The organism is Nocardia sp. NPDC059195 (assembly GCF_042754695.1).
Taxonomy (GTDB): domain Bacteria; phylum Actinomycetota; class Actinomycetes; order Mycobacteriales; family Mycobacteriaceae; genus Nocardia.
The window spans coordinates 26,402-47,853 of sequence record NZ_JBHZBG010000002.1; the positions used below are offsets into that span (position 1 = coordinate 26,402).

Below are 21,452 nucleotides of genomic sequence, written 5' to 3' on the forward strand. Positions count from 1 at the left end.
GCGCAGATCGGCTCTCGGGCGATGCTTACCTGAAGTCCTGGTCATCAATCGTCCAGGTTGTCGTACCTGTGCCTTCGCCCGCGCTCTGTGCGAAAGACCGCGGAACGCTCCGACCTGGCACCGGTCAGGTGTGGTCGGTGAAGTGGTCGTTGAGCACGGATTGGGTGAGTTGGCTGTTGCCGTAAGTGAAGGTCCCGTGGTCGGCCAGTTCGTTGGCGGCGTCGAGGAGGTGGCGGTAGAGCAGGCGCGCGATGCTGCCGCCTACGGTGACCCGGCGGACGCCGAGGTCGGCGAGTTCGGCCATCGACAGGGCGCCACCGGTCAGTCCCATGACGACATTGAGTGGTCCGTCGAGCGCGTCGACGAGGGTGGCGATCGTGGTCGCGTCGGCGGCGCCGGGGACGAAGGCGCAGTCCGCGCCCGCGGCGAGGTAGGAGTTGGCGCGGCGAATCGCTTCGTCCAGACCCGCGTCCACGAGCAGAGCGTCGGTGCGGCCGACGAGCACGAACGGTGCACCGCTGGCAGCCACCGCCGCGCGCGCCGCCCGAACCCGGTCCACCGCGTGTACCTCGTCGAACAGTGGGGTGGTTCGGTCGCCGGTGAAGTCTTCGATATTGCCGCCCGCCGCGCCGGCGTCGAGAGCGAGCGAGATCGTGGTCGCCACTTCCTGCGGGTCGGGTCCGTACCCCTCCTCGAGGTCGGCGCTCACCGGTACCCGCACGGCGCCGGTGATCTCGTGGATCCGGCGCATCATCGTCGAACGATCGACGCGACCGTGCGCACCGTGCTCGGTGAAGAAGTCGTGATCGGGACGACCGAAGGAAAACGCGACGCCCGCGCTGGTGGTGGCGATCGCCGGAAATCCCACCGACTCGAGAATCCGCGCGCTGCCCGCGTCCCAGGCATTCGGCAACAGGAAACAACCCGCGCGGTGCAGGTCGACGAACGCCTGTGCGCGTATTCGCTGTTCGTTGTCCACGAGAGCTCCTGCCGGAATCGCCAGTGTCCTTACCGAGCCCATTCTGCCCGCACCACCGGAGTGATCGACAGGACCTAGCGCGCACGCAGGCGACGCACGGCGTCGTCCATGTGTTCCACGAGCAGGGCGCGCGCACGCTCGGGCGAGCCGGTACCGATCGCTTCGCGCAGTTCGACGTGTTCGCGGGCTTGTTCGCGCAGGTCGGGGTAGGTGGTTTGGAGTGCGCCCAGGCACATGCGGGTTTCGATGAGCAGCGTGCGGGCGGCGCGGACGAGGCGGGGACTGTCGGCGGCGGTGACCAGGGCTTCGTGGAAGGCCTGGTCGGCGTCGGAGACGCCGGGGGCGTCGCCTGCTTCGGCGGTGAGCCGCATCGCGGCGACGCTGGGTTGGAGTGCGGCGTAGGCGATGTCGCGGCGGCCGTCGAGGATGAGGTCGAGGGCGCCGCCCTCCAGGGCGGTGCGGGCGCGGTAGATGTCGATGACGTCGTCGGTGGTGAGTTCGATGACGAAGATGCCGCGATTGCGAATGCTGAACAGCAGGCCTTCCTGGACGAGGCGTTGCATCGCCTCGCGCACGGGTCCGCGGGAGACGCCGAAACTGGTTGCCAGATCGGCTTCACCGAGTTGGGCGCCGGGCGCGAGCGCACCGCGCATGATCGCCTCGCGCAGCCGGTCGGCGATCATCTCCGCGGTGGACTGCTGGTTGACCGGCTCGAAATCAGTGATCGACATGCCGACTCCCCTCCGCGAATAACGCACCGAGTTCCGGGGCGTAGGCGGTGACCCCGGCCAGCCGCAAGCCTTCCCAGATGGTGACCTGGTTCGCCGTGAGCACCGGCTTGCCGAGCGCGGCTTCGAGTTTCGGGAGCACCTCGAGAGTATGCATGGCCGTATCCGGAATGAGCAGTGCATGGGCGTCGGGGTGGTCGTTGGTGACGGCCAGGGTCAGGACCTGGTCGGTTGTGAGGGTGCCGACCTCGGCGGCGGTGTCGATGCCCGCGCTCGACATCGACACCACCTCGATGCCCGCGTCGGCGAGGAAGTCGACGAACAACCGCGCCACCTCCTCCGGATAACTCGCGACGACGGCCACCCGCCGCACACCGAGCGCCCGCGCCGCTTCGACGAACGCGAAACTCGTACTCGAGGCGGGCACGCCGGCCGCCTCGGCGAGGCCCTCGACCTGACCGCGAGCGCCCTCGGGTCCATAGACGAAACTGCCCGAGGTGCACGCCCATACGACCGCGGCGGGTTCCTCGGGTGCCAGCAAGGACGCACCGTGACGCAGCTTCTCCGGGCTGCCCAGGTCGAGCAGCTCGGCGACCGCGTGCAGATCGGTGCCGTAGACGTGGGCCACCGGCAAGGCGGCGTCGAGCAGGGCCGCGGCGCGGGGGTAGTCGTCCTCGGCGGCGTGGTCGGGGTAAATGAATCCGATGGTCGGCATAGACATCTCGCTCCGTTCAGAAGACATTGACGAGCCACTTTCCTGGGCAGAATGTCGCGTCAGTACCCGTTCAGAAGACATTGACGAGCCACTTTCCTGGGCAGAATGTCGCGTCTGGACTTCAGACTGCTCAGAAGACATTGACGAGCCACTTTCCTGGGCCCATCATCGGCAGTTTCATCCGGCCGAGGCAGGCCCACATGGTCAGCTGGTTGGCGGTGAGAACGGGTTTGCCGAGTGCCTGTTCGAGCGGCTCGATCACGTCGTAGGTCGGCAGGTTGGTGCAGCTGACGAAGATCGCTTCCGAGCGGGGGTCATCGGCGCCGAGTATCCGTTCGGCGATGGTGCGGTAGTTGACCTTCCAGATACCGCCGCCGAGCCCGAGGTGATCGGACTTGATCGTGGTGCATCCCGCTTCGTCGAGGAAGTCGTGCAGCTTGCCGGTGAGAACCTCGTCATACGGCGTGATCACCGACATCCGGGTGATGTTGAGGTGCTTGATCGCCTCCACCAGAGCACCGGAAGTGGTCACCGCGTCGGGTGCGCCCGCCAGACAGATCGTTTCCCGCAGGGATCGTTCGTAGGCGAGCCCGTTGATGAAGCTGCCCGAAGTACACAGGTAGGCAACGACTTCCGGCTCCACGTGCAGCACATCGTGGGTAGCCGCGGTGAGGTGCAGGGGGTTGGACACCAGCTCGGCCATGGCCAGCGACACCGGCACCGGCTCATAGGGGGTGCGGGCCAGGTGCAGACTCACCTCCAGGGGCGCCCACCGCCACAGTTCCCGCTCGAGGGCGAGGTCGAACGGCGCGATCACGCCGATGCCTCGTTGGGCTACCGGCCCGTCGATGTCGGGGAAGCTGAACTCCACTGCGGCCCCTCTCGCGCTCAGCCGGGCAGACCTCCGAACACGATCGGATTGTTGACAATCATACGATCTGATCGTACGGTGTCAATGTGGAAAACGGGCCGATTGTCACCGTCCTACATCGTGACAGTGTGCCCGAATCGGACCTCATGGCCCCCATTGCCGAACGCGCCGACGTGCGCTACACCGAGGCCGACGGGCTCGCCGATGCGCTACGCGGCGCCGATGTGCTGTTCGTCTACGACTTCCAGACCCGCGCCGTACCCGGTGCGTGGCACAGTGCCGACCGTTTGCGCTGGCTGCACATGGGCGGTGTCGGCGTGGATCCGGTGATGTTCCCGGAACTGCGGGCATCCGATGTGGTGGTCACCAACACCCGCAATGTCTTCGATACGGCTATCGCCGAATATGTTCTCGGACAGATCATTTCGTTCGCCAAGGATCTGCCGGGGTCGATCCGTTTGCAGCAGCGGCACGAGTGGCGGCACCGGGAATCCGAACGTGTCGCCGGCGCCACCGCGCTGATCGTGGGGACCGGCTCGATCGGCCGGACCATCGCGCGACTGCTGCGCGCCGCGGGAATGACAGTGCGCGGGGTCGGGCGCCGTGCGCGCACCGGGGACCCGGATTTCGACACCATCAGCGACGATCTGCACGCCGAATTGCCCGGCGCCGACTACGTGATCGCGATCGCGCCGCTCACCGCGCAGACCAGGCACATGTTCGATGCCGCCGCGTTCGCGGCGATGAAACCGCATGCCAGGTTTGTCAATGTCGGGCGCGGGGAACTAGTGGTTACCGACGATCTCGTCGCCGCGCTCGGCAACGGTTCGATCGCCGGGGCCGCACTGGACGTGGTCGACCCGGAGCCACTACCTGCCGATCATCCGCTGTGGGATCTGCCGAATGTGGTCCTCACACCACACAATTCGGGCGATTTCCACGGCTGGCGCACCGAGATCGTCCGCGCATTCACCGACAACTTCGGCAGGTGGGCAGCGGGTCTGCCGCTGCACAACGTTGTCGACAAGACGCTCGGGTACGTGCCCGGCTGAAGGAGCCCCGCCATGACGCAGCCCGATCTCCCCACCGATCCCACCGCGATGACGGCGGTTCAGCTGGTTTCGTCCTACGCGGCCGGGGAGCTCTCCCCCGTCGAGGCCGCGCAGGCCTGCCTGGATGCCATCGCCGCCCGCGACGGCGCGCTCAACGCGTTCTGCCTGGTGGATCCGGATCGGGCGCTGGTTCAGGCCAAGGACTCCGAGGCGCGCTGGCAATCGGGCAATCCGCGCGGGTTGCTCGACGGTGTGCCGATTTCGATCAAGGACATCTTTCTGACCGAGGGGTGGCCGACCCTGCGCGGTTCCACCTGTGTCGACGCGGGCGGGCCGTGGCTGGTGGACAGTCCGGTCGCCGCTCGGCTGCGCGAGGACGGGATGGTGTTCGTCGGCAAGACGACCACGCCGGAGATCGCCTGGAAGGGCGTCACCGACAGCCCGCTGACCGGTGTCACCCGCAATCCCGCCGATCCCGCGACAACGGCCGGTGGATCGTCGGGGGGCAGTGCGGCGGCGGTAGCGGGTGGGATGACGCCGGTGTCGGTCGGCACCGACGGCGGTGGCAGCATCCGGATTCCGGCCTCGTTCTGCGGGATCGTCGGTGTCAAACCGACGCACGGGCGGATTCCGCTCTACCCGGCCAGCCCGTTCGGACCCCTCGCGCACGCCGGGCCGATGACGCGCACCGTCGAGGACGCGGCCCTGCTGATGGACATTCTCTCGCTGCCCGATCCGCGCGACCCGACCGCGTTGGCGCCCACCTTCACGCCCTTCCGCAGTCAGATGCAGCGGGATGTGCGTGGGCTGTCGGTCGGCTACTCCGCCACGCTCGGGTACGCGCGGGTCGACCCCGAGGTCGCCGAGATCGTCGCGAGCGCGGTTGCGCGGTTGGCCGAGGCCGAGCTGACCATCGACGCGGTCGATCCCGGATTCGCTGATCCGCGGGAAGCTTTCGAGACGCTGTGGGCCGCGGGTGCGGCGACCATGCTGGCGAAGTTCCCCGCCGGATCCCGCGAGAAGGTGGATACCGGTTTGGGCGCGGTGTGGGCGCGCGGTGAATCCGTCAGCGCCATCGACTATCTCGACGCCCGCCACGTCGCCGCCGAAGTCGGCATCACGATGGGCAACTTCCACACGGCCTACGACGTCCTGATCACCCCGACCATGCCGATCACCGCGTTCGAAGCCGGACACGATGTGCCGCCGGGCAGTGGACTGAACGGCTGGCCCGACTGGACCCCGTTCACCTACCCGTTCAACATGACGCAGCAGCCCGCCATCAGCATCCCCGTCGGCAGAACCCGGGCCGGAATGCCGGTGGGCCTACAGATCGTCGGACCACGGCACTCCGACGACTTGGTTCTCGCGGTCGCCAGGCACGCCGAATTCGTACTGAACTCCTGAAATAGACTGGGCACCAGCCAATTTCGGCACCGTATCGGTTCGGCTGCGCCGAAGAATGCCTTCAAGCGCGGGCGAAGGCCAACGTCTCGCCTTCGACTCCGCGCAACCACAGCCCGTTGCAGGCAGTCGCCAGGTCGGCGAGGCCTTCCTCGATGGTGGCGAAGACGCTGCCGGGGACCCAGCCGAGGTCGCCGTTGATCAGCAAATTGTTCCGGCCGTAGAACAGGGCCAGGTCGGTGGCGCCCTGGGCGTGGTGGGCGGCCGAGCCGGGTTCGTAGCCGTAGGCGGGGTTGCCGATTTCCCACGGTTCGAAATCGAAGAGGCACACGTCGCCGGGAATCGGTGTGACGGTGGGGTTCTCACGATGCGGTGATGCGGTGATGCGGGGCACCAGCGCGTAGACCTCGTTGCGGGCGTATTTGGCGTGGAAGGCGTCACCCTCCTGCGGGAGCGCATCCCAGACGGCGGCACACGTGAGCGGGGCTTCGTCGTCGAGGAGGCGCGCGCGGCAGGTGACGCCGGCTTTGGTGAGGGTGATGCTCATGTAGCGGGCCATCGAGTCCTGCTTCCTGTGCGATGCGAGCAGAGCCGGGTCGCCGCGGGCCCTGCCGGTGTGAACTGACCGACGCGGCGGGCGTCAGCGTGCGAACTACCCATCGAATTCCGGAGTACCCGGATTCGCCCCCTGATCCCGCTAGGAATCCGAGGCGGGATCAGGGGGCGGGACTACAGCTCGGCGAGGACCTCCGACCAGATAGCCAGAGCGTCCTCGACTTGGGTATCGGTGACGATCAGCGGCGGGATCATGCGCACGACGTTCATCTGCGCGCCGCAGGTGAGCAGCAGCAACCCCTTGTCGACGGCCGACTTCTGCGCCGCCGACGCGGTTTCGGTATCGGGTTCACCTGTCGCCGTGGTGAATTCGGCGCCGACCAGCAGGCCGAGACCTCTCACATCGCCGATCGCCTTGGTGGCGAGCTCGCGGACACCGGCGAGCAACTGTGTGCCGCGCACGGCGGCGTTGTCGACCAGCCCCTCGGCCTCGATCACCTCGAGTGTCGCGACAGCGGCGGCACAGGCCACCGCATTGCCGCCGTACGTGCCACCTTGGGACCCCGGCCAGGCCTTCGCCATCAACTCCCGCGACGCCGCGATGCCCGACAGCGGGAAGCCACTGGCCAGACCCTTGGCGATGGTGATCACGTCGGGGCGAACATCGAAGTGCTGGTGGCCGAAGAACCGTCCGGTCCGGCCGAAGCCGGTTTGGATCTCGTCGAAGACCAGCAAGATCCCGTGCCGGTCGGCGCGCTCGCGCAGACCGTGGAAAAACCGGGTGTTGCCCGGGATATAACCGCCTTCGCCCAGCACCGGTTCGACGATGAACGCGGCGGTTTCCGCGGGCGAGGTGAGGGTGGCGAACAGATAATCGAGCTCACGCAGCGCGAAATCGGTGGCTTCCTCCTCGCTCCAGCCGTAGCGGAACGCGGTCGGAAACGGGGCGACGTGCACACCCGACATCAGCGGGCTGAATCCCGCCGAGAACCGGGTCCCCGAGGTGGTCATGGTCGCGGCGGCGACAGTACGGCCGTGAAAACCGCCGTGGAAGACGATCACATTCGGCCGCCCGGTGGCTTGGCGCACCAGGCGCAGCGCCGCCTCGATCGCCTCGCTGCCGGAATTGGCGAAGAACAGCGCGTCCAAACCCTCGGGCAGGACGGCGCCGAGGCGCTCGGTGAGTTCCAGCAGTGGCCGGTGCAGCACCGTCGTGTACTGGCCGTGGATCAGGCTGGCGACCTGGGCTTGCGCGGCCGCGACCACGGTGGGATGACAGTGCCCGGTGCTGGTGACGCCGATCCCGGCGGTGAAATCCAGGTAGCGGCGACCGTCGGTGTCGTAGAGGTAGCAGCCTGCGCCGTGGTCGACGTGGACGGGCGTGGCCTGCTTGAGGACGGGAGACAGCTCGGTCATCAAAGACTCCCCAGATTGTCTATTGTCGGATTGTTGACAATATGCATAACATGGCGGCAGGGTTCACAGCAATGGGTGATCCACCGCGTCGGGAGGCAGGCACCGCATGGACGAGGAACAAGGGCTCCTTACCAACGAGGAACAAAGGCTCCTTACCAACGAGGAACAAAGGCTCCTGACAGCAGAGTCCGGGCGCAGCGCGCTGCTGCTCGACAGCCTGAGCGCCGCCGAGCGCGCGGCGATAGACAGCGTCCCGAAGGGGTTGTTCATCGGCGGCACATGGAACGACTCCCCCGCCACGCTGCCCGTCCTCGATCCCGCGACAGGCGTGGAGCTGTGCTCGGTGGCGGATGCGACCGCGACCGATGGACTCGACGCACTCACCGCCGCGGCCGGGGCCCAGGCGGACTGGGCGAACACCCCAGCGCGCACCCGCAGCGACATCCTGATGCGCGCCCACCACGCGCTTCTCGCCGACACCGAACGCCTGGCCCTGATCATGACTCTCGAGATGGGCAAACCGCTGACCGAGGCGCGCGGCGAAATCGCCTATGCCGCGGAGTTCTTCCGCTGGTTCGCCGAGGAGGCCGTTCGCCTCGACGGCGGGTACATGCCCGCACCGACGGGCGGTTCACGGTTTCTGGTGACGAAACAGCCGGTGGGGCCGAGCCTGCTCATCACGCCGTGGAACTTCCCGATGGCGATGGGTGCCCGCAAGATCGCGCCCGCCCTGGCCGCCGGGTGCACCTGCGTCGTGAAACCCGCCGAACAGACGCCTCTTTCGATGCTGGCGCTCGCGGCGATACTGGCCGATGCGGGCGTGTCCGCCGGGGTGGTCAATGTCGTCACCACCGCCGACCCCGGCGCGCTGATGACACCGCTCATCGCCGATCCCCGCTCCCGCAAACTCTCCTTCACCGGGTCGACCGCCATCGGGAAACTCCTCCTGGAGCAGTGCGCACGCACCGTCATGCGCACCTCCATGGAACTGGGCGGCAACGCACCGCTGCTGGTGTTCGACGATGCCGATCTCGACGAAGCGGTCGAGGGTGCATTGGCGGCCAAAATGCGCAATATCGGCCAGGCCTGTACCGCCGCGAACCGAATTCTCGTGCAGCGCGGCATCGCCGATGAGTTCGCCGCACGACTGGCCGCCCGGATGGCGGCTCTGCCGATGGGCCGTGGCACCGAGCCCGGCGTCGTTGTGGGGCCACTCATCGATGCCGACGCTGTTGCCAAGGTCGAGCATCTGGTGGCCGACGCACGGCAGCGCGGGGCCGAGGTGCTGCTCGGTGGCACGGCCATCGCCGGACCCGGCACCTTCTACCCGGCGACCGTGCTCACGGCCGTCCCCGACGCCGCCGAGTTGTGCCGGACCGAGATCTTCGGTCCCGTCGCCGCGATCGCCACTTTCGACACCGAGGACGAGGCGATCACCCGTGCCAACGACACCCCTTACGGGCTGGTCGCGTACGTGTTCACCGAGAACCTGCGACGGGGACTGCGCGTCTGCGAAGCTCTCGAAACGGGGATGGTCGGCCTGAATCAGGGCGTGGTCTCCAATCCGGCCGCACCGTTCGGTGGGATGAAGGAATCAGGGCTCGGCCGCGAGGGCGGATTCACCGGGATCGACGAATTCCTCGAGACCAAATACATCGGCGTCAAGGTTTAGGGAGACACTGTGCGCACATACCGGATCGCGACCATTCCAGGCGACGGAATCGGCGTCGATGTGACCATCGAGGCGGTGAAGGTGCTCGACCGGGTCCTGCCGGGAATCAGCTGGACCGAGTTCGACTTCTCGTGTGAGAACTATCTGCGGACCGGTGCGATGATGCCGGCCGACGGGCCCGAGCAGCTCGCGGAGTTCGACGCGATCCTGTTGGGCGCCGTCGGATTCCCCGGAGTGCCCGACCATATTTCGCTGTGGGGCTTGCTGATTCCGCTGCGGCGGGCCTTCGGCCAGTACGTCAACCTGCGGCCGGTGCGGCTGCTGCCCGGCACGGAATCGGCACTGCGCGACCGTACCGCCGACGACCTCGACATTCTGATCGTCCGCGAGAACTCCGAGGGCGAGTACTCCGAGATCGGCGGCATCCACAACCCGGGCAGGCCGGATGAATTCGTGCTGCAGGAATCGGTGTTCACCCGGACCGGCTGCGAACGGATCATCCGCTACGCCTTCGACCGCGCCGCCGAACGCTCGGGAAAGCTCTGCTCGGCGACGAAATCCAATGGCCTGATCCACTCGATGCCCTACTGGGACAGCGTTTTCGAACGCATCTCGGCCGAATATCCCACCGTGCGAACACGGCAGATGCACGTCGACGCGCTCGCCGCGGAAATCGTGCTGCACCCAGACCGCCTCGACGTGATCGTCGGCTCGAACCTGTTCGGCGACATCCTCTCCGACCTCGCCGCCGCCGTCACCGGCGGACTCGGGCTCGCGCCCTCGGGCAATATCAACCCCGCGGCGGACGCACCGTCGATGTTCGAGGCGGTGCACGGCAGCGCACCCGACATCGCGGGTCAGGGAATCGCCAACCCGGTCGCCCAGATACTCGCCGGCGCGATGCTGCTCGAGCACCTCGGCGCACACACCGCGGCCGCCGCCGTCGACCGCGCGGTCTGCGATGTGCTCGCAGCGGGCACGGTCCGCACACCCGATCTGGGCGGTACGGCCACGACCGCCGACCTCGGCACCGCCATCGCCGACCGCGCCGCCGAACTCGCGGGCGCGCTGACCGAGGCCTGACACCGAGTTCGCCGATGGCTGACCGGGCGCGGGTGCGGCGCCGACCGATGTGGCGTGGCGTTGGCGGACGCTCGCACCGAAGCGTGGCGCCGAACTCGCAGGCCCATCGCCGAGGCCGCGTCGACCGAGTGTGACGCGGCCCGTCGCTGATGCGCTCGGCGAAGCGTGCCCGCCGCATTACGCACCATGCGGTGGGCCCGCTCGTGAGCACAACGTCATCGCGAGGCAACTGCCAAGAAAATCGCAGGCAATCGGTGGTGCGCACGATGAGTCGCAGTGTCGGTGACGGTTCCTCGGAAGGCGAGACGTGGTGACGAGCGCACGGGTGGGCGTAGTTCCGGCAGTGCAGTGTGGGCTGGGTCGGGTGCGCGCGCAGATAGCCGCCGATCTCGAACCGATCGCGGTGCGGGAGCGACCCGTGGCCGAGGCGGTCGGGGCGACCCTCGCCCTTGCCCTCGCCGCGGGAACTCCCCTGCCGCGGGTGGACAGCGCCGCCATGGACGGCTACGCGGTCGCGGGCCCTGGGCCGTGGTGGCGGCTGCACCAACAGGTCAGCTACGCCGGACGCGGCTGCTCGGTGGTGCTGGCGCCCGGTGAGGCGGTGCGGATCGCGACCGGGGCCGCGACCCCGCTGGGCACCACCGCGACCCTGCGCGACGAACACATCGTGACCACGACCGTGTCCGGCAAGCCGGTCGTGATGCGGGCGCCCGGCGCCCCGGTGCGCGACGACACCCGCCGCCAAGGCGAACACTGGAGCAGCGGAACAGAATTGGCTCGCGCCGGTGCCCGGGTCTCGGCGGCACTGGCTTCGGCGGCGCTCAGCGCCGAGGCCGAAACCGTCACCGTGCGTGGACCTTTGCGAGCCGATGTGGTGATGACCGGCGACGAGATCCGCGCCGTCGGCCCGCTCGGCCCCGGCGAAACCCGCGACTCCCTCGGCCCCGTGCTACCGGAGTTCCTGCGCTGCTGCGATATCGAGAGCACCGGCCTGTGGCACCTCGCCGACAGCCGTGACCTGCTGCGCTCCTGGCTCACCCTGAAATCCCACGCCGACCTGGTCGTCATGGTCGGGGCCACCGGCCGCGGCGCCGCCGACCACCTGCGCACCCTGCTCGCCGACCTCGGCGCCCGCATCATCGTCGAACGCGTAGCGATCCGCCCGGGCGGCTCCACCCTGGTCGCCCAGCTCCCCGACGGCCGGGTCCTGCTCGGCCTACCCGGCAACCCGTTCGCCGCCGTCGCAGCCCTGCTGGCCGTCGGTCCGGCCATCGTCGACGCGCTCACCCTGCGCTCCCCTGGACCCACCATGTGGGGCCGCCTCTCCGACGCGGGCGTCATGGAAGGCGAAGCCACCCGCATCGTCGGCGTCCAGCAACACCCCGGCGGCGTCTGGCGCAGCACCGGCCCCGCCCACACCCCCCACCTGGCCGGCCTCATCGCCTGCCAAGCCCTTGCCATCCTCCCGCCCGGCACCGGCCGAGGCTCCCTCGTGGAACTCCTCCCCCTTCCCCACTGACTCAACGGCGTTGCCGCACAACAGCAGCGGCCCCGGTGCGGTACTCGCACCGGGGCCGTAATCTGCTGGATCCGACAGGATCAGCCGTGTTGCGGCGGCTGCCAGGGGCGACCGTACGGGTCCTCGGGGCGAGGGGCCAGCTGTTCCTGAGGGGCGATCGGGGGCGGGGTCGGCAGCTCCGGGTCGGCCTTGGCCACCGAGGTTTTCGGGCGCGGCACGGGTGTGTCGAAACCTTCGACGGGGGTGCGCGCGGTGGCTTCCGCCGCGCGGACGGCCTCGGCGATCTTCGGGTCGGAGGCGGTTTCGAACCAGTCGGCCACATCGGCGTCGTCTTCGATCTTCACCGGGGCTTCTTCGGCGGACGGCTCGTAGCGGAAGACGCCGTCCTCGCCCTTGGTGGCGAAGTTCTGGGCGAAACCTTCCAGGGCCTTGCCGAAATCGCTGGGGACCAGCCACACCTTGTTCGCGTCACCCTTGGCGACCATCGGCAGGGTCTGCATGTATTGGTAGGCAAGCAGTTCCGGGGTCGGCTTGCCGTTCTTGATGGCGGCGAACACCTTCTCGATCGCCTTCGCCTGACCTTGGGCCTGCAGGTAGGAGGCGGCACGTTCACCCTGCGCGCGCAGGATGCGGCTCTGGCGTTCACCTTCGGCCGACAGGATCGAGGACTGCTTGCCACCCTCGGCGGTCAGGATCGCCGCCTGTTTGGCGCCCTCGGCGGTCTTGATCTGCGCTTCACGGTTGCCTTCTGCGGTGAGAATCGTCGCGCGCTTCTCGCGATCGGCCTTCATCTGCTTCTCCATCGATTCCTGGATCGACGGCGGCGGATCGATGGATTTGAGCTCCACCCGGGCCACGCGCAGCCCCCAGCGGCCGGTGGCCTCGTCGAGCACACCGCGCAGCTGGTTGTTGATCTGATCGCGCGAGGTCAGCGTCTCTTCCAGGGTCATGCCACCGACCACATTGCGCAGGGTGGTGACGGTGAGCTGCTCGACCGCGGCGATGTAGTTGCTGATCTCGTAGACGGCGGCCTGCGGGCTGGTGACCTGGAAATACACCACCGAGTCGATCTGCAGGGTGAGGTTGTCCTGGGTGATCACCGGCTGCGGCGGGAACGACACGACCCGCTCACGCAGATCCACCTTCGCGCGGATGCGATCGGCGAACGGGACCAGGAACGTCAGCTGACCGGAGACGGTGCGCGAATAGCGCCCGAGCCGTTCGATCACCGCCGCCTCGGCCTGCGGGACGAGTGCGATCGATTTGAAAACCACCACCACGACCAACAGGACGAGGACGGCGGCCACGATCAAGGCAACCATTTCTAGGGACCCTTCCAGACGACGGCGGTAGCGCCATCGATCTTCATCACATAGACAGTCACACCGGCTTCGTACACTTCGGTCGGGTCGAGCGGACGCGCCGTCCACACTTCCCCGCCGAGCTTGACCTGACCCGAATACTCGCCGACCTGCTCGAGCACGAGCGCCGACTTACCTGGCAGCGCATCGGCATTCGTCGGCGTGGGCGGCGGGGTGCCGAACTTGCGCCGCAGCAACGGGCGCACCCCGAGAAAAAGCACACCGGCCATCGCGGCGAACACCAACGCGTCGCCCCACACCGGTAGGTCGGTAGCGGCGCTGACGCCCGCGGTGCCGAGTGCGGCCACGCCCAGCGTGAGCAGCATGAGATCCCCGGTGAGCATTTCCGCCGCCGCGAGAACGATGCCCGCGATCAGCCAGACTATTGCGGCCACACTGCCAGCCTAGCCCTGATGACCCGTTTACGGGCGGCCTCGCGTGATCAGTGGGTCCGGTGCGGCGGTGCGGCGAAGTGGGTTCCGTGCGCGGTAGTTTCGGGGCGTGAGTGCACGAGACAGCTACGGCGATATCTATTCCGGACATGATCGGACCAAGAAGAAGCCGGTGCCGACAGTGAGCGCCGAGCGCGACCTGGTGGTGGAGGACGCGGCGAGCGGATTCTGCGGTGCCGTAGTCGGTTTCGACCGCAGCTACGACGGCGAGTTCGTGAAACTCGAGGACGGGCGCGGTGCGGTGCGGTTGTTCGCGATGCGGGAAGCGGCCTTCCTGATCGACGGGAAACCGGTAACGCTGACCCGGCCCACCGCCACCGCGCCGAAACAGCAGACACGGTCGGCGTCGGGCTCGACTCGCGTCGAGGGCCTGCGCGCACGGGTCGCCCGCACCAGCCGGATCTGGGTGGAGGGCGTGCACGACGCGGCGCTCGTCGAACGGGTGTGGGGCCACGACCTGCGGGTGGAGGGCGTGGTAGTCGAGCATCTGGAGGGCCTCGACAATCTCGGTGCCCGGCTCACCGAGTTCGAACCCGGTCCGGGCGCGCGCGTTGGGGTGCTCGTCGACCATCTGGTGACCGGCTCGAAGGAAACGCACCTGACCACCGGCCTCGGCCCGCATGTGCTCGTGACCGGCCATCCCTACATCGACGTGTGGCAGGCGGTTCGCCCCGGCGCGCTCGGCATCGACGCCTGGCCGACGGTGCCGCGCGGCGAGGACTGGAAGACCGGAATCTGCGCACGTCTGGGTTGGGGAACACCACAGCAGGGCTGGCGCCGTGTCTACGATGCGGTCGGCTCGTTCCGGGATCTGGAATCCCCGCTCATCGGCGCCGTCGAACGGCTCATCGACTTCGTCACCGAGCCGCAGTGATCGCACAGCAGGTCAGACAGGTCCTCGCGCCGAAAACAACGGCCCGCGTACACACCATCGGCGAGCTCAGTGCGCGCACGCGATCGTCGGCGAACCTTTATGCTCGATGATTATGTGCTCTCCCAGTGCCACGCTGACGCTGTGGGCCGGCTCCTGGCTGGCCGGTACCAGCGCGCCCGACGACGTGCTGGAGGCACTCCATGCCTGGGCGCCGCGCCACACCATCGCGGCGGGTGACCCGGTCACCGGCGGACGCACCGATCTGCCGTGGACCTCACGCGGCGAAGCGGGCACCGGCGCCATGCCACTGCTCAAAGTGATCCGCGAGGCGATGGCGCCGACCGGTGCGCTGTTGCGCTTGGTTCTGCCCGCGCCGGGTGACGTCCGTGGGCTGCCGATCGGCACCGCTTTCGCGGCCGACGCGATCGACGCCGAGGAAGGTCTGCTGCTCGGTGTGCCCGGTGAGCCGGGCACCGGCCTGATCCCGCAGTGGGACGACGACGAGACCCTGCAGTGGACCGTCTACGGCGTCGACCTCCCCCGCATCGCGGGTCACGATATGTCGCTCGGTGAGGCCGAGTACACGATGCGCGAATCGGTCCGCGATGCCGCCGACGCGCTCATGCAGCTGCACACCACCTCGGTCGGCAACGGTGACGACGATCCGCGCGAGCAGATCGAGGCGCAGCTCGCGGCTTACTCGCGCCACGCCTATCCGGACTCGATCCCGTTGCGCGCCAAGCGAATTCTCGATACCGCCGACCACGTGGCCGCGATCCTCACTGTCGCCCAGCACGAACCGGCGTCGTCACCCACCTCGGTCACCGCGATCGGCGCGCACGAGTCCCTGTTGCGCCCGCTGTGGAACACGATCCGGGAAGCCCGCCTCGTCGCGGTCCACGCCGCCGCCCGCCGCGACAGCTAGACCGGCCGCCTCGGGTCGGCGCGCACTCGCCGAAGTCCAGCAGCGCACGCCGAATCCGAGGGATCCGATTCGTCAGCGGCGGTAGGGCTGCTGGTACTGCGGCTGCGGGTACGGGGCCTGCTGCGGGTACGGCATCGGCTGCTGCTGCGGGTACGGCTGGGGGTACTGCCCCTGCGGATACTGCGGCGGGTACTGGGCCTGCGGATAGCCGGGGCCGGACGGATGCTGCTGCGGGTACGGCTGCTGATACTGGGCGGGGTACGGCTGGGGCGCCATCTGCTGCGGGGGCATCTGGTTCGGCGGCATCTGATGTGGCGCAGCCTGATTCGACGAACCGCTGTTCGCGCGGATCACCACGATCACCACGATGAGCACGATCACGGCGATGATCAGGAGCCAGACCCAGCCCGGGACAGCGCCGCCACCGCCACCGCTGCTGCCACCCCCACGACGGGCCAGCACCGCCTCCGCATCGCCGGTGAGAAGACCACCTCCCCGGGATCGTACGGTCGCTGTCATCTCGGCATAGTTCATCGGGCCCTCCCCGTAGCGTCACCGGACCTTCGGGCGAAGGTCCGCGGCGATGCTAACGCAGAGCTGACTCGAAGTGGGAAGTGCCAGTTCAGAATCCGCCGAGGGCGGTCTTCAGGTCGGGGACATCGAGCGACTTCAACGTGGCGTCACGGACACGGGGGCAGGTGCGGATGGTGACGGTGTCGACGATGCGGCGGTTGTAGGAGATGGCGGCATTGGCGACGAGGTCGTTCACTGTCCACAATTTCATCGCGCCGGTGAACGCCACCCGCGCGACCTTCGGGCCCAGTGCCTTCCACGTGCCCTTCTGACCGTCGAGGATGCCGCACAGTTCCTGCACCGAGGCTTGCGAAATCGTGGGCTCGGTGGGCTGCGGGGGCTGGGTTTGGTAGCCGGAGTCGTTGCCACACCCGGTCAGGCCGAGCGCGGCGGCGGTCAGTACCAGGGCGAACCCGGCAGCGCGGTGCGGCGGTGTCGAGATCATCGACAAATCCTCCGATCAGTCGAGCGCAACTGTGGAAAGGCTACTCCTCGAACTGGGGACCACCGGTGAATGGTTATCCGGTTGTGTTCAGCGCCGGACCGGTCGCGCGGGCAGTTCGCAGCAACCGGGAGCGCACAGGGCACCATCGGCGGTGCAGCCGTAACCGGGGACTTCGCCGAGTTCACGCACGGGGCCGCCACGCACGCGTTCGGCGATCAGTTCGACGATCATCCGGGAGAACCGCGGGTCGGTGCCGGGCGTCCCCGCGCGAGCGAAGGCCATGCCGAGTTCGGCGGCGCGGGTCGACGCCTCGTTGTCGAGGTCCCAGATCACCTCGAGGTGATCGGAGACGAAACCGACCGGGCACACCACCACTGCGTCGATGCCCTTGCCGTGCAGCACATCCAGGTGGTCGACGATGTCGGGTTCGAGCCACGGCACCTGCGGTGGGCCCGAGCGCGACTGCCACACCACGTCGTATTCGGCGAATCCTGTTGCGGCAGCGCACAGTCGGGCCGCTTCGGCGACCTGCCTGCTGTAGAGGCGGCCACCGTCGGCGGGCGGTCCCGCGGCGATGTCGGCAGCGACCGGGATGGAATGCGCGGTGAACACCAGACGCGCACCGGCGCGGCGATCGGCCGGAATCTGTTGCACCGCAGCGGTGATCGCGTCGGCGAAGGACTCGATCAGCAGCGGGTGATCGAAGTACTGGCGCAGTTTCACCAGCTCGGGGGCATCCGCACCCACCGCCGTGCGGGCGCGGCCGATGTCCTCGTCGTACTGGCGGCAACCGGAATATCCACCCCAGGCGGAGGTCGGGAAGACTAGCGCCGAGCGCACACCGTCGGCGGTCATCCGCGCGACCGTGTCCTCGACCATGGGGTGCCAGTTGCGATTGCCGAAATAGACCGGCAGATCCATTCCGGCTGCTGCGAGGTCGGCCTCGAGCGCGGCGATGATCTGCTGATTCAACGCGTTGATCGGCGAGATCCCGCCGAAATGCAGGTAGTGCTGGGCGACCTCGGCGAGCCGTTCCGGGGGTACCCCGCGGCCCCGAGTGACGTTCTCCAGGAAGGGGATCACGTCCTCGGGACCTTCGGGGCCGCCGAAGGACAGCAGCAGCAGTGCGTCCGGCATCAGCTCAGGGACATGTTCTCCGGGAACCACATGTTGTGGCTGGCGCCGCCGTCGACGTAGATGATCGAGCCGGTGGTGGCGGGCAGCCAATCCGAGAGCAGTGCCACGATCGACTTGCCGACCGCGCGCGGGTCGTTGCCGTCCCAGCCGATCGGCGACGCACCGTCCCAGTACTGGTCGAGCTGGACGAGCTGCTTGGCATCGTCGGTGGCGGTACCGGCGATGGCCTTGGCGGCGAGGGTCTTGATCGGGCCCGCGGCGATCAGGTTGGAGCGCACCTTCTTGGCCGCACCCACCTCACGCGCCACGTAACGGTTCACCGACTCCAGCGCGGCCTTGGACACGCCCATCCAGTTGTAGTACGGCATGGCCACGCGCGGATCGAAGTCCATGCCGACCAGCGAACCGCCCTCGTTCATGACGGGGAGCACGGCGCGAGCGAGCGAGGCGTAGCTCCACGCGGAGATCTCGAACGACTTGGCGACATCGGGGCCGGGGCCCTCGAGGAACGGCAGCGCGCCGGGTCCCATGATCGAACGCGGCGCGAACGCGATGGAGTGCAGCGCGCCGTCGATGCCCTCGGGCGCGAGCTCACGCAGCTTCTCGGTGAGCGCGGCCAGGTCCTCTTCGTTGGTCACGTCGAGGCCGATGGCAGGCGGCACTTCCTGCGGCAGCCGCTTGGCGATGCGATCGATGAGCCGCAGGCGGTCGGGGATACCGGTGATGAGCACCCTCGCGCCCTGCTCCTGCGCGATCGCGGCCGCGTGGAACGCGATCGACGAGTCGGTGATGATGCCGGTGACCAGGATGGTCTTGCCTTCGAGCAGTCCGCCCATGAGTTTTCGGTTCTCCTGAGATAAGTGTGGTGTGCCGCCACCATGTCGGTGGCGCAGGGCAATCCGTTAGCGGATCAGTGACCCATACCCATGCCGCCGTCGACCGGGATGACCGCTCCGGAGACGTAGCGGGAGTCCTCAGAGGCAAGGAAGCTGACCACAGCGGCGATGTCTTCCGGCTGGCCGAGACGCTGCAGCGGAATGTACTTCTTCGCCATGGTCTTCAGATCCTCAGGCAGGTCCGCGGTCATGTCGGTCTCGATGAAGCCCGGGGCGACCACGTTGGCGGTGATCGAACGCGAGCCCAGCTCCCGAGTGAGCGACCGAGCCATGCCGATGACGCCGGCCTTGGACGCGGCGTAGTTGAGCTGACCGGCCTGACCAGCCATGCCGACCACGGAGCCGAGGAAGATCATCCGGCCCCAGCGACCCTTGAGCATGGCGCGGTTGGCGCGCTTGGCACAGCGGAACGCACCGGTGAGGTTGGCGTCGATGACCCGCTCGAACTGGTCCTCGGTCATGCGCATCAGCAGGGTGTCGTCGGTGATGCCCGCATTGGCGACCAGCACCTCGACCGCACCCTGGTGCTCCTCGACCTCGGTGAACGCACGATCGACCGAATCACTATCGGTGACATCGCATTTCACACCGAACAGACCCTCGGGCACCCCCGATCCACGATGGGTGACAGCGACCTTGTGGCCGTCGGCCTGCAGACGCTGCGCGACCGCGAGACCGATTCCGCGGTTACCGCCGGTGACCAGGACCGACCGGGATGTGACGTTCGACATAGGGTCCAACCTATCTGTTCGGATTCGTGCGCCCCGCGTCAGGGTCGCGCCGTTGCGACAGCTCACAACGCGGGGCGGTAGGGAGCTAGGGCAGGCGTTGACGATAGAGCAAACTGACCACGACTCCCGCCGCGATGGCCAGCATGCCGAGCAACAGCCAGGGCCTGCTCGCATCGCCACGCGTGGTCTCGTAGCCGATCTGTTCCTCGAGGGTGTCGTAGACCGCGGTGAGCTCGGCCAGCGACGAGGCGGTGTAGAAATCACCGCCGGACAGCTCGGCGATCTCGCGCAGCGAGTCGTTGTCCACGGGCACCTTCACCCGCTGCGAACCCTTGCCGTCGGAGTCCGGGATCTCGACCGTGCCCCATTCGGTGCCGAAGGAGATCGTCGAGACCGGGATGCCCTTGTTCTTGGCCAGGCGCGCGGCGGTGAAACCGTGCCGCGGGTTGTCGACGTCCTTGTCGTCGGGCACGGTCTGCTTGCCGTCCGACATCAGCACCACGCGCGCGGGCGGGGGCGTCTCCGCGCCACCCAGCACGGCGGCCAGGGTGTCGATCGACTGCAGGGCGGTGAGGATGCCCTCGCCGGTGGCGGTGCGCTCGGCCAGCTTGATGTTGTCGATCGAGTGCTTGACCGCTTCACGGTTGGTGGTCGGTGACACCATCACCGAGGCCGTGCCGGCGAACGTGACGAAACCGAGGTTGATGCCCGGGGTCAGGCCTTCGACGAATTCCTTACCGGCCTTCTGCGCGACCTGCAGCCGGTTCGGCTCCACATCGGTAGCCTCCATCGACAGCGAAACATCCATCACCAGAACAACAGTCGCGCGGTTGCGCGGCACCTTCTGCACGGCGGTCGGGCCCGCGGCGGCAATGGTCAGCAGGACCAGCCCGACCAGGATGAGCGCGATCGGCGCGTGCCGCATCGGACTCGGTCGCGCCGGGGCGACCCGCTCCAGGATGGCCATATTGCCGAACTGCAGCATCCGCTTGTGCCGGGCGCGCTGCACCAGCACATAACCGAGCACGAGCAGGGCGACGACCGCGAGGAAACCGAGCCAGACGACGGCCGTGAAATGCGAAATACTCACTGGCGAGGCACCCGCCCGCTCGGGGCGCCGAGGCTGTGGCGCCGGGTGGACACGAACCGGACCACGTCGGCGATCCAGTCCCGGTCGGTCTGCAAGGTGAGCACCGGCGCGCCACAGGTGCGCAGCGCCTGCGCCACCTGCTCACGCTGGGCTCCGGCCGCGGCCGCGAAATCGGCACGCAGCTGGGGGGTGACGCTGAACTCGCGGGTGCGGCCCGATTCGGGATCGTGCAGCACCACGTCGCCGCCGTCGGGCAGGGCGACGTCGAGCGGGTCGAGCACCTCCACCGCGAGCAGGTCGTGGCGGGCGGAGATCGCGCGCAGGGAACGCTGCCAGTCGACATCACCGAGGAAATCGCTGATCACCACGGCCAGACCGCGTTTGCGTTGCGGACGGCGCAGCGATTCGATCCCGGCTTTGAGGTCGCCGCGCACACCGTCGCGGGCGTGCGGGGTGGTCGCGATGCCGCGCAGCAGGGTCTGGGCGTGCATGCGCCCGCTGCGGGCGGGAATGCGCACCAGATCCTGACCGGTCGCGACGACGGCGCCGATCCGGTTGCCGCCGCCGGAGGTGAGGTGGGTGATGGCCGCGGCCGCCGCGATCGCGAGGTCGCGCTTGTGCACCCGGCCGGTGCCGAAGTCCAGGCTGGACGACAGGTCGACGACGAGCCAGGTCTCGAGCTCGCGGTCGGCGATCATCTGCCGCACGTGCGGATGGGTGGTGCGGGCGGTGACCGACCAATCCATCTGTCGCACATCGTCGCCCGGCTGGTACAGCCGCGCCTCCCCCGGTTCCGAACCCGGACCGGGGATCAGACCCTGGTGATCACCGTGCAGCACACCGTCGAGACGGCGCCGCACGGTCAACTCGAGAGTCTTGAGCGCGGCGGCCAGCTTCGGGTCGGTCAGTTCACCGGCACGGAACGACGGCGGAGCGTGAGACGACATGGGCACGCGGACAACGGGTTCCGGCGC

Annotated in this window: 22 protein-coding genes; 7 read left to right on the forward strand and 15 right to left on the reverse strand. The window is 68.1% G+C overall.

Features of this window, described 5'->3' with window-relative positions:
• Positions 1-124: 124 nt before the first annotated feature.
• The 4 genes from ACFXKN_RS02820 to ACFXKN_RS02835 all read right to left on the reverse strand — a co-directional run bounded on the left by ACFXKN_RS02820 (position 125) and on the right by ACFXKN_RS02835 (position 3,293).
• Positions 125-979, reverse strand: coding sequence for an isocitrate lyase/phosphoenolpyruvate mutase family protein (locus tag ACFXKN_RS02820; RefSeq protein ID WP_378945995.1), 855 nt, complete (start codon positions 977-979; stop codon positions 125-127).
• Positions 980-1,053: 74 nt separating this feature from the next.
• On the reverse strand, positions 1,054-1,710 hold the full coding sequence (locus ACFXKN_RS02825) for a GntR family transcriptional regulator (protein ID WP_378945992.1): 657 nt from the start codon (positions 1,708-1,710) through the stop codon (positions 1,054-1,056).
• Positions 1,697-2,428, reverse strand: a complete 732-nt coding sequence (locus ACFXKN_RS02830; protein WP_378945989.1) for a maleate cis-trans isomerase — start codon at positions 2,426-2,428, stop codon at positions 1,697-1,699. The genes ACFXKN_RS02825 and ACFXKN_RS02830 overlap by 14 nt, the downstream gene beginning before the upstream one ends.
• A 124-nt stretch (positions 2,429-2,552) precedes the next feature.
• Entirely contained in the window at positions 2,553-3,293 is a 741-nt protein-coding gene (locus tag ACFXKN_RS02835) for an Asp/Glu/hydantoin racemase (RefSeq protein WP_378945986.1), read from the reverse strand.
• An 86-nt stretch (positions 3,294-3,379) separates the two neighbouring features.
• On the opposite strand from ACFXKN_RS02835, the gene ACFXKN_RS02840 reads away from it, so the two are divergent.
• Both ACFXKN_RS02840 and ACFXKN_RS02845 read left to right on the forward strand, forming a co-directional pair.
• Positions 3,380-4,345: a D-2-hydroxyacid dehydrogenase gene (locus tag ACFXKN_RS02840; protein ID WP_378945983.1), complete on the forward strand. Its 966-nt coding sequence runs from the start codon at positions 3,380-3,382 to the stop codon at positions 4,343-4,345.
• Positions 4,346-4,357: 12 nt separating this feature from the next.
• The gene (locus tag ACFXKN_RS02845) at positions 4,358-5,752 is read left to right on the forward strand and encodes an amidase (RefSeq protein ID WP_378945978.1); all 1,395 of its coding nucleotides are present in this window, start codon (positions 4,358-4,360) and stop codon (positions 5,750-5,752) included.
• 61 nt (positions 5,753-5,813) lie between these two features.
• Here ACFXKN_RS02845 and ACFXKN_RS02850 read toward each other — a convergent pair whose 3' ends face one another.
• The gene (locus ACFXKN_RS02850; RefSeq protein ID WP_378945975.1) at positions 5,814-6,308 is read right to left on the reverse strand and encodes a DUF3830 family protein; all 495 of its coding nucleotides are present in this window, start codon (positions 6,306-6,308) and stop codon (positions 5,814-5,816) included.
• Positions 6,309-6,478: 170 nt separating this feature from the next.
• Positions 6,479-7,720, reverse strand: coding sequence for an aspartate aminotransferase family protein (locus tag ACFXKN_RS02855; RefSeq protein WP_378945972.1), 1,242 nt, complete (start codon positions 7,718-7,720; stop codon positions 6,479-6,481).
• Between the two features lie 106 nt (positions 7,721-7,826).
• Here ACFXKN_RS02855 and ACFXKN_RS02860 point away from each other — a divergent pair, with 106 nt between their 5' ends.
• From ACFXKN_RS02860 to ACFXKN_RS02870, 3 genes are all read left to right on the forward strand, one after another.
• Positions 7,827-9,392, forward strand: coding sequence for an NAD-dependent succinate-semialdehyde dehydrogenase (locus ACFXKN_RS02860; protein ID WP_378945969.1), 1,566 nt, complete (start codon positions 7,827-7,829; stop codon positions 9,390-9,392).
• A gap of 9 nt (positions 9,393-9,401) precedes the next feature.
• Positions 9,402-10,475: a tartrate dehydrogenase gene (locus ACFXKN_RS02865; RefSeq protein WP_379432263.1), complete on the forward strand. Its 1,074-nt coding sequence runs from the start codon at positions 9,402-9,404 to the stop codon at positions 10,473-10,475.
• 310 nt (positions 10,476-10,785) lie between these two features.
• A complete protein-coding gene (locus ACFXKN_RS02870; protein WP_379432264.1) occupies positions 10,786-11,994 on the forward strand; it encodes a molybdopterin-binding protein in 1,209 nt (402 codons plus the stop codon).
• A gap of 80 nt (positions 11,995-12,074) precedes the next feature.
• On the opposite strand, the gene ACFXKN_RS02875 is transcribed toward ACFXKN_RS02870, so the two are convergent.
• Positions 12,075-13,316 (reverse strand): SPFH domain-containing protein, encoded by a 1,242-nt coding sequence (locus ACFXKN_RS02875; protein WP_378945960.1) that lies wholly within the window; start codon positions 13,314-13,316, stop codon positions 12,075-12,077.
• A gap of 2 nt (positions 13,317-13,318) precedes the next feature.
• Positions 13,319-13,750 (reverse strand): NfeD family protein, encoded by a 432-nt coding sequence (locus tag ACFXKN_RS02880; protein ID WP_378945957.1) that lies wholly within the window; start codon positions 13,748-13,750, stop codon positions 13,319-13,321.
• 106 nt (positions 13,751-13,856) lie between these two features.
• Between ACFXKN_RS02880 and ACFXKN_RS02885 the strand changes: the two genes are divergently transcribed.
• Complete coding sequence (locus tag ACFXKN_RS02885; protein WP_379432265.1) at positions 13,857-14,681, forward strand: DUF3097 domain-containing protein; 825 nt, start codon at positions 13,857-13,859, stop codon at positions 14,679-14,681.
• Positions 14,682-14,793: 112 nt separating this feature from the next.
• On the forward strand, positions 14,794-15,606 hold the full coding sequence (locus ACFXKN_RS02890; protein ID WP_379432266.1) for a hypothetical protein: 813 nt from the start codon (positions 14,794-14,796) through the stop codon (positions 15,604-15,606).
• A 72-nt stretch (positions 15,607-15,678) separates the two neighbouring features.
• On the opposite strand, the gene ACFXKN_RS02895 is transcribed toward ACFXKN_RS02890, so the two are convergent.
• The 7 genes from ACFXKN_RS02895 to ACFXKN_RS02925 all read right to left on the reverse strand — a co-directional run bounded on the left by ACFXKN_RS02895 (position 15,679) and on the right by ACFXKN_RS02925 (position 21,425).
• The gene (locus tag ACFXKN_RS02895) at positions 15,679-16,125 is read right to left on the reverse strand and encodes a hypothetical protein (protein WP_378945946.1); all 447 of its coding nucleotides are present in this window, start codon (positions 16,123-16,125) and stop codon (positions 15,679-15,681) included.
• A gap of 103 nt (positions 16,126-16,228) precedes the next feature.
• The gene (locus tag ACFXKN_RS02900; RefSeq protein WP_378945941.1) at positions 16,229-16,624 is read right to left on the reverse strand and encodes a hypothetical protein; all 396 of its coding nucleotides are present in this window, start codon (positions 16,622-16,624) and stop codon (positions 16,229-16,231) included.
• An 87-nt stretch (positions 16,625-16,711) separates the two neighbouring features.
• A complete protein-coding gene (locus ACFXKN_RS02905) occupies positions 16,712-17,761 on the reverse strand; it encodes a ferrochelatase (RefSeq protein WP_378945938.1) in 1,050 nt (349 codons plus the stop codon).
• Positions 17,761-18,597, reverse strand: a complete 837-nt coding sequence (gene inhA, locus ACFXKN_RS02910) for an NADH-dependent enoyl-ACP reductase InhA (protein ID WP_378945935.1) — start codon at positions 18,595-18,597, stop codon at positions 17,761-17,763. Before inhA ends, ACFXKN_RS02905 begins: the two co-directional genes overlap by 1 nt.
• Positions 18,598-18,671: 74 nt before the next feature.
• Positions 18,672-19,388, reverse strand: coding sequence for a 3-oxoacyl-ACP reductase FabG1 (gene fabG1, locus ACFXKN_RS02915; protein WP_378945932.1), 717 nt, complete (start codon positions 19,386-19,388; stop codon positions 18,672-18,674).
• An 85-nt stretch (positions 19,389-19,473) separates the two neighbouring features.
• Entirely contained in the window at positions 19,474-20,478 is a 1,005-nt protein-coding gene (locus tag ACFXKN_RS02920; RefSeq protein ID WP_378945928.1) for a VWA domain-containing protein, read from the reverse strand.
• Positions 20,475-21,425 carry a DUF58 domain-containing protein gene (locus ACFXKN_RS02925; RefSeq protein WP_378945925.1) on the reverse strand — a complete coding sequence of 317 codons (951 nt, stop codon included), beginning with the start codon at positions 21,423-21,425 and terminating at the stop codon, positions 20,475-20,477. The genes ACFXKN_RS02920 and ACFXKN_RS02925 overlap by 4 nt, the downstream gene beginning before the upstream one ends.
• Positions 21,426-21,452: the final 27 nt, after the last annotated feature.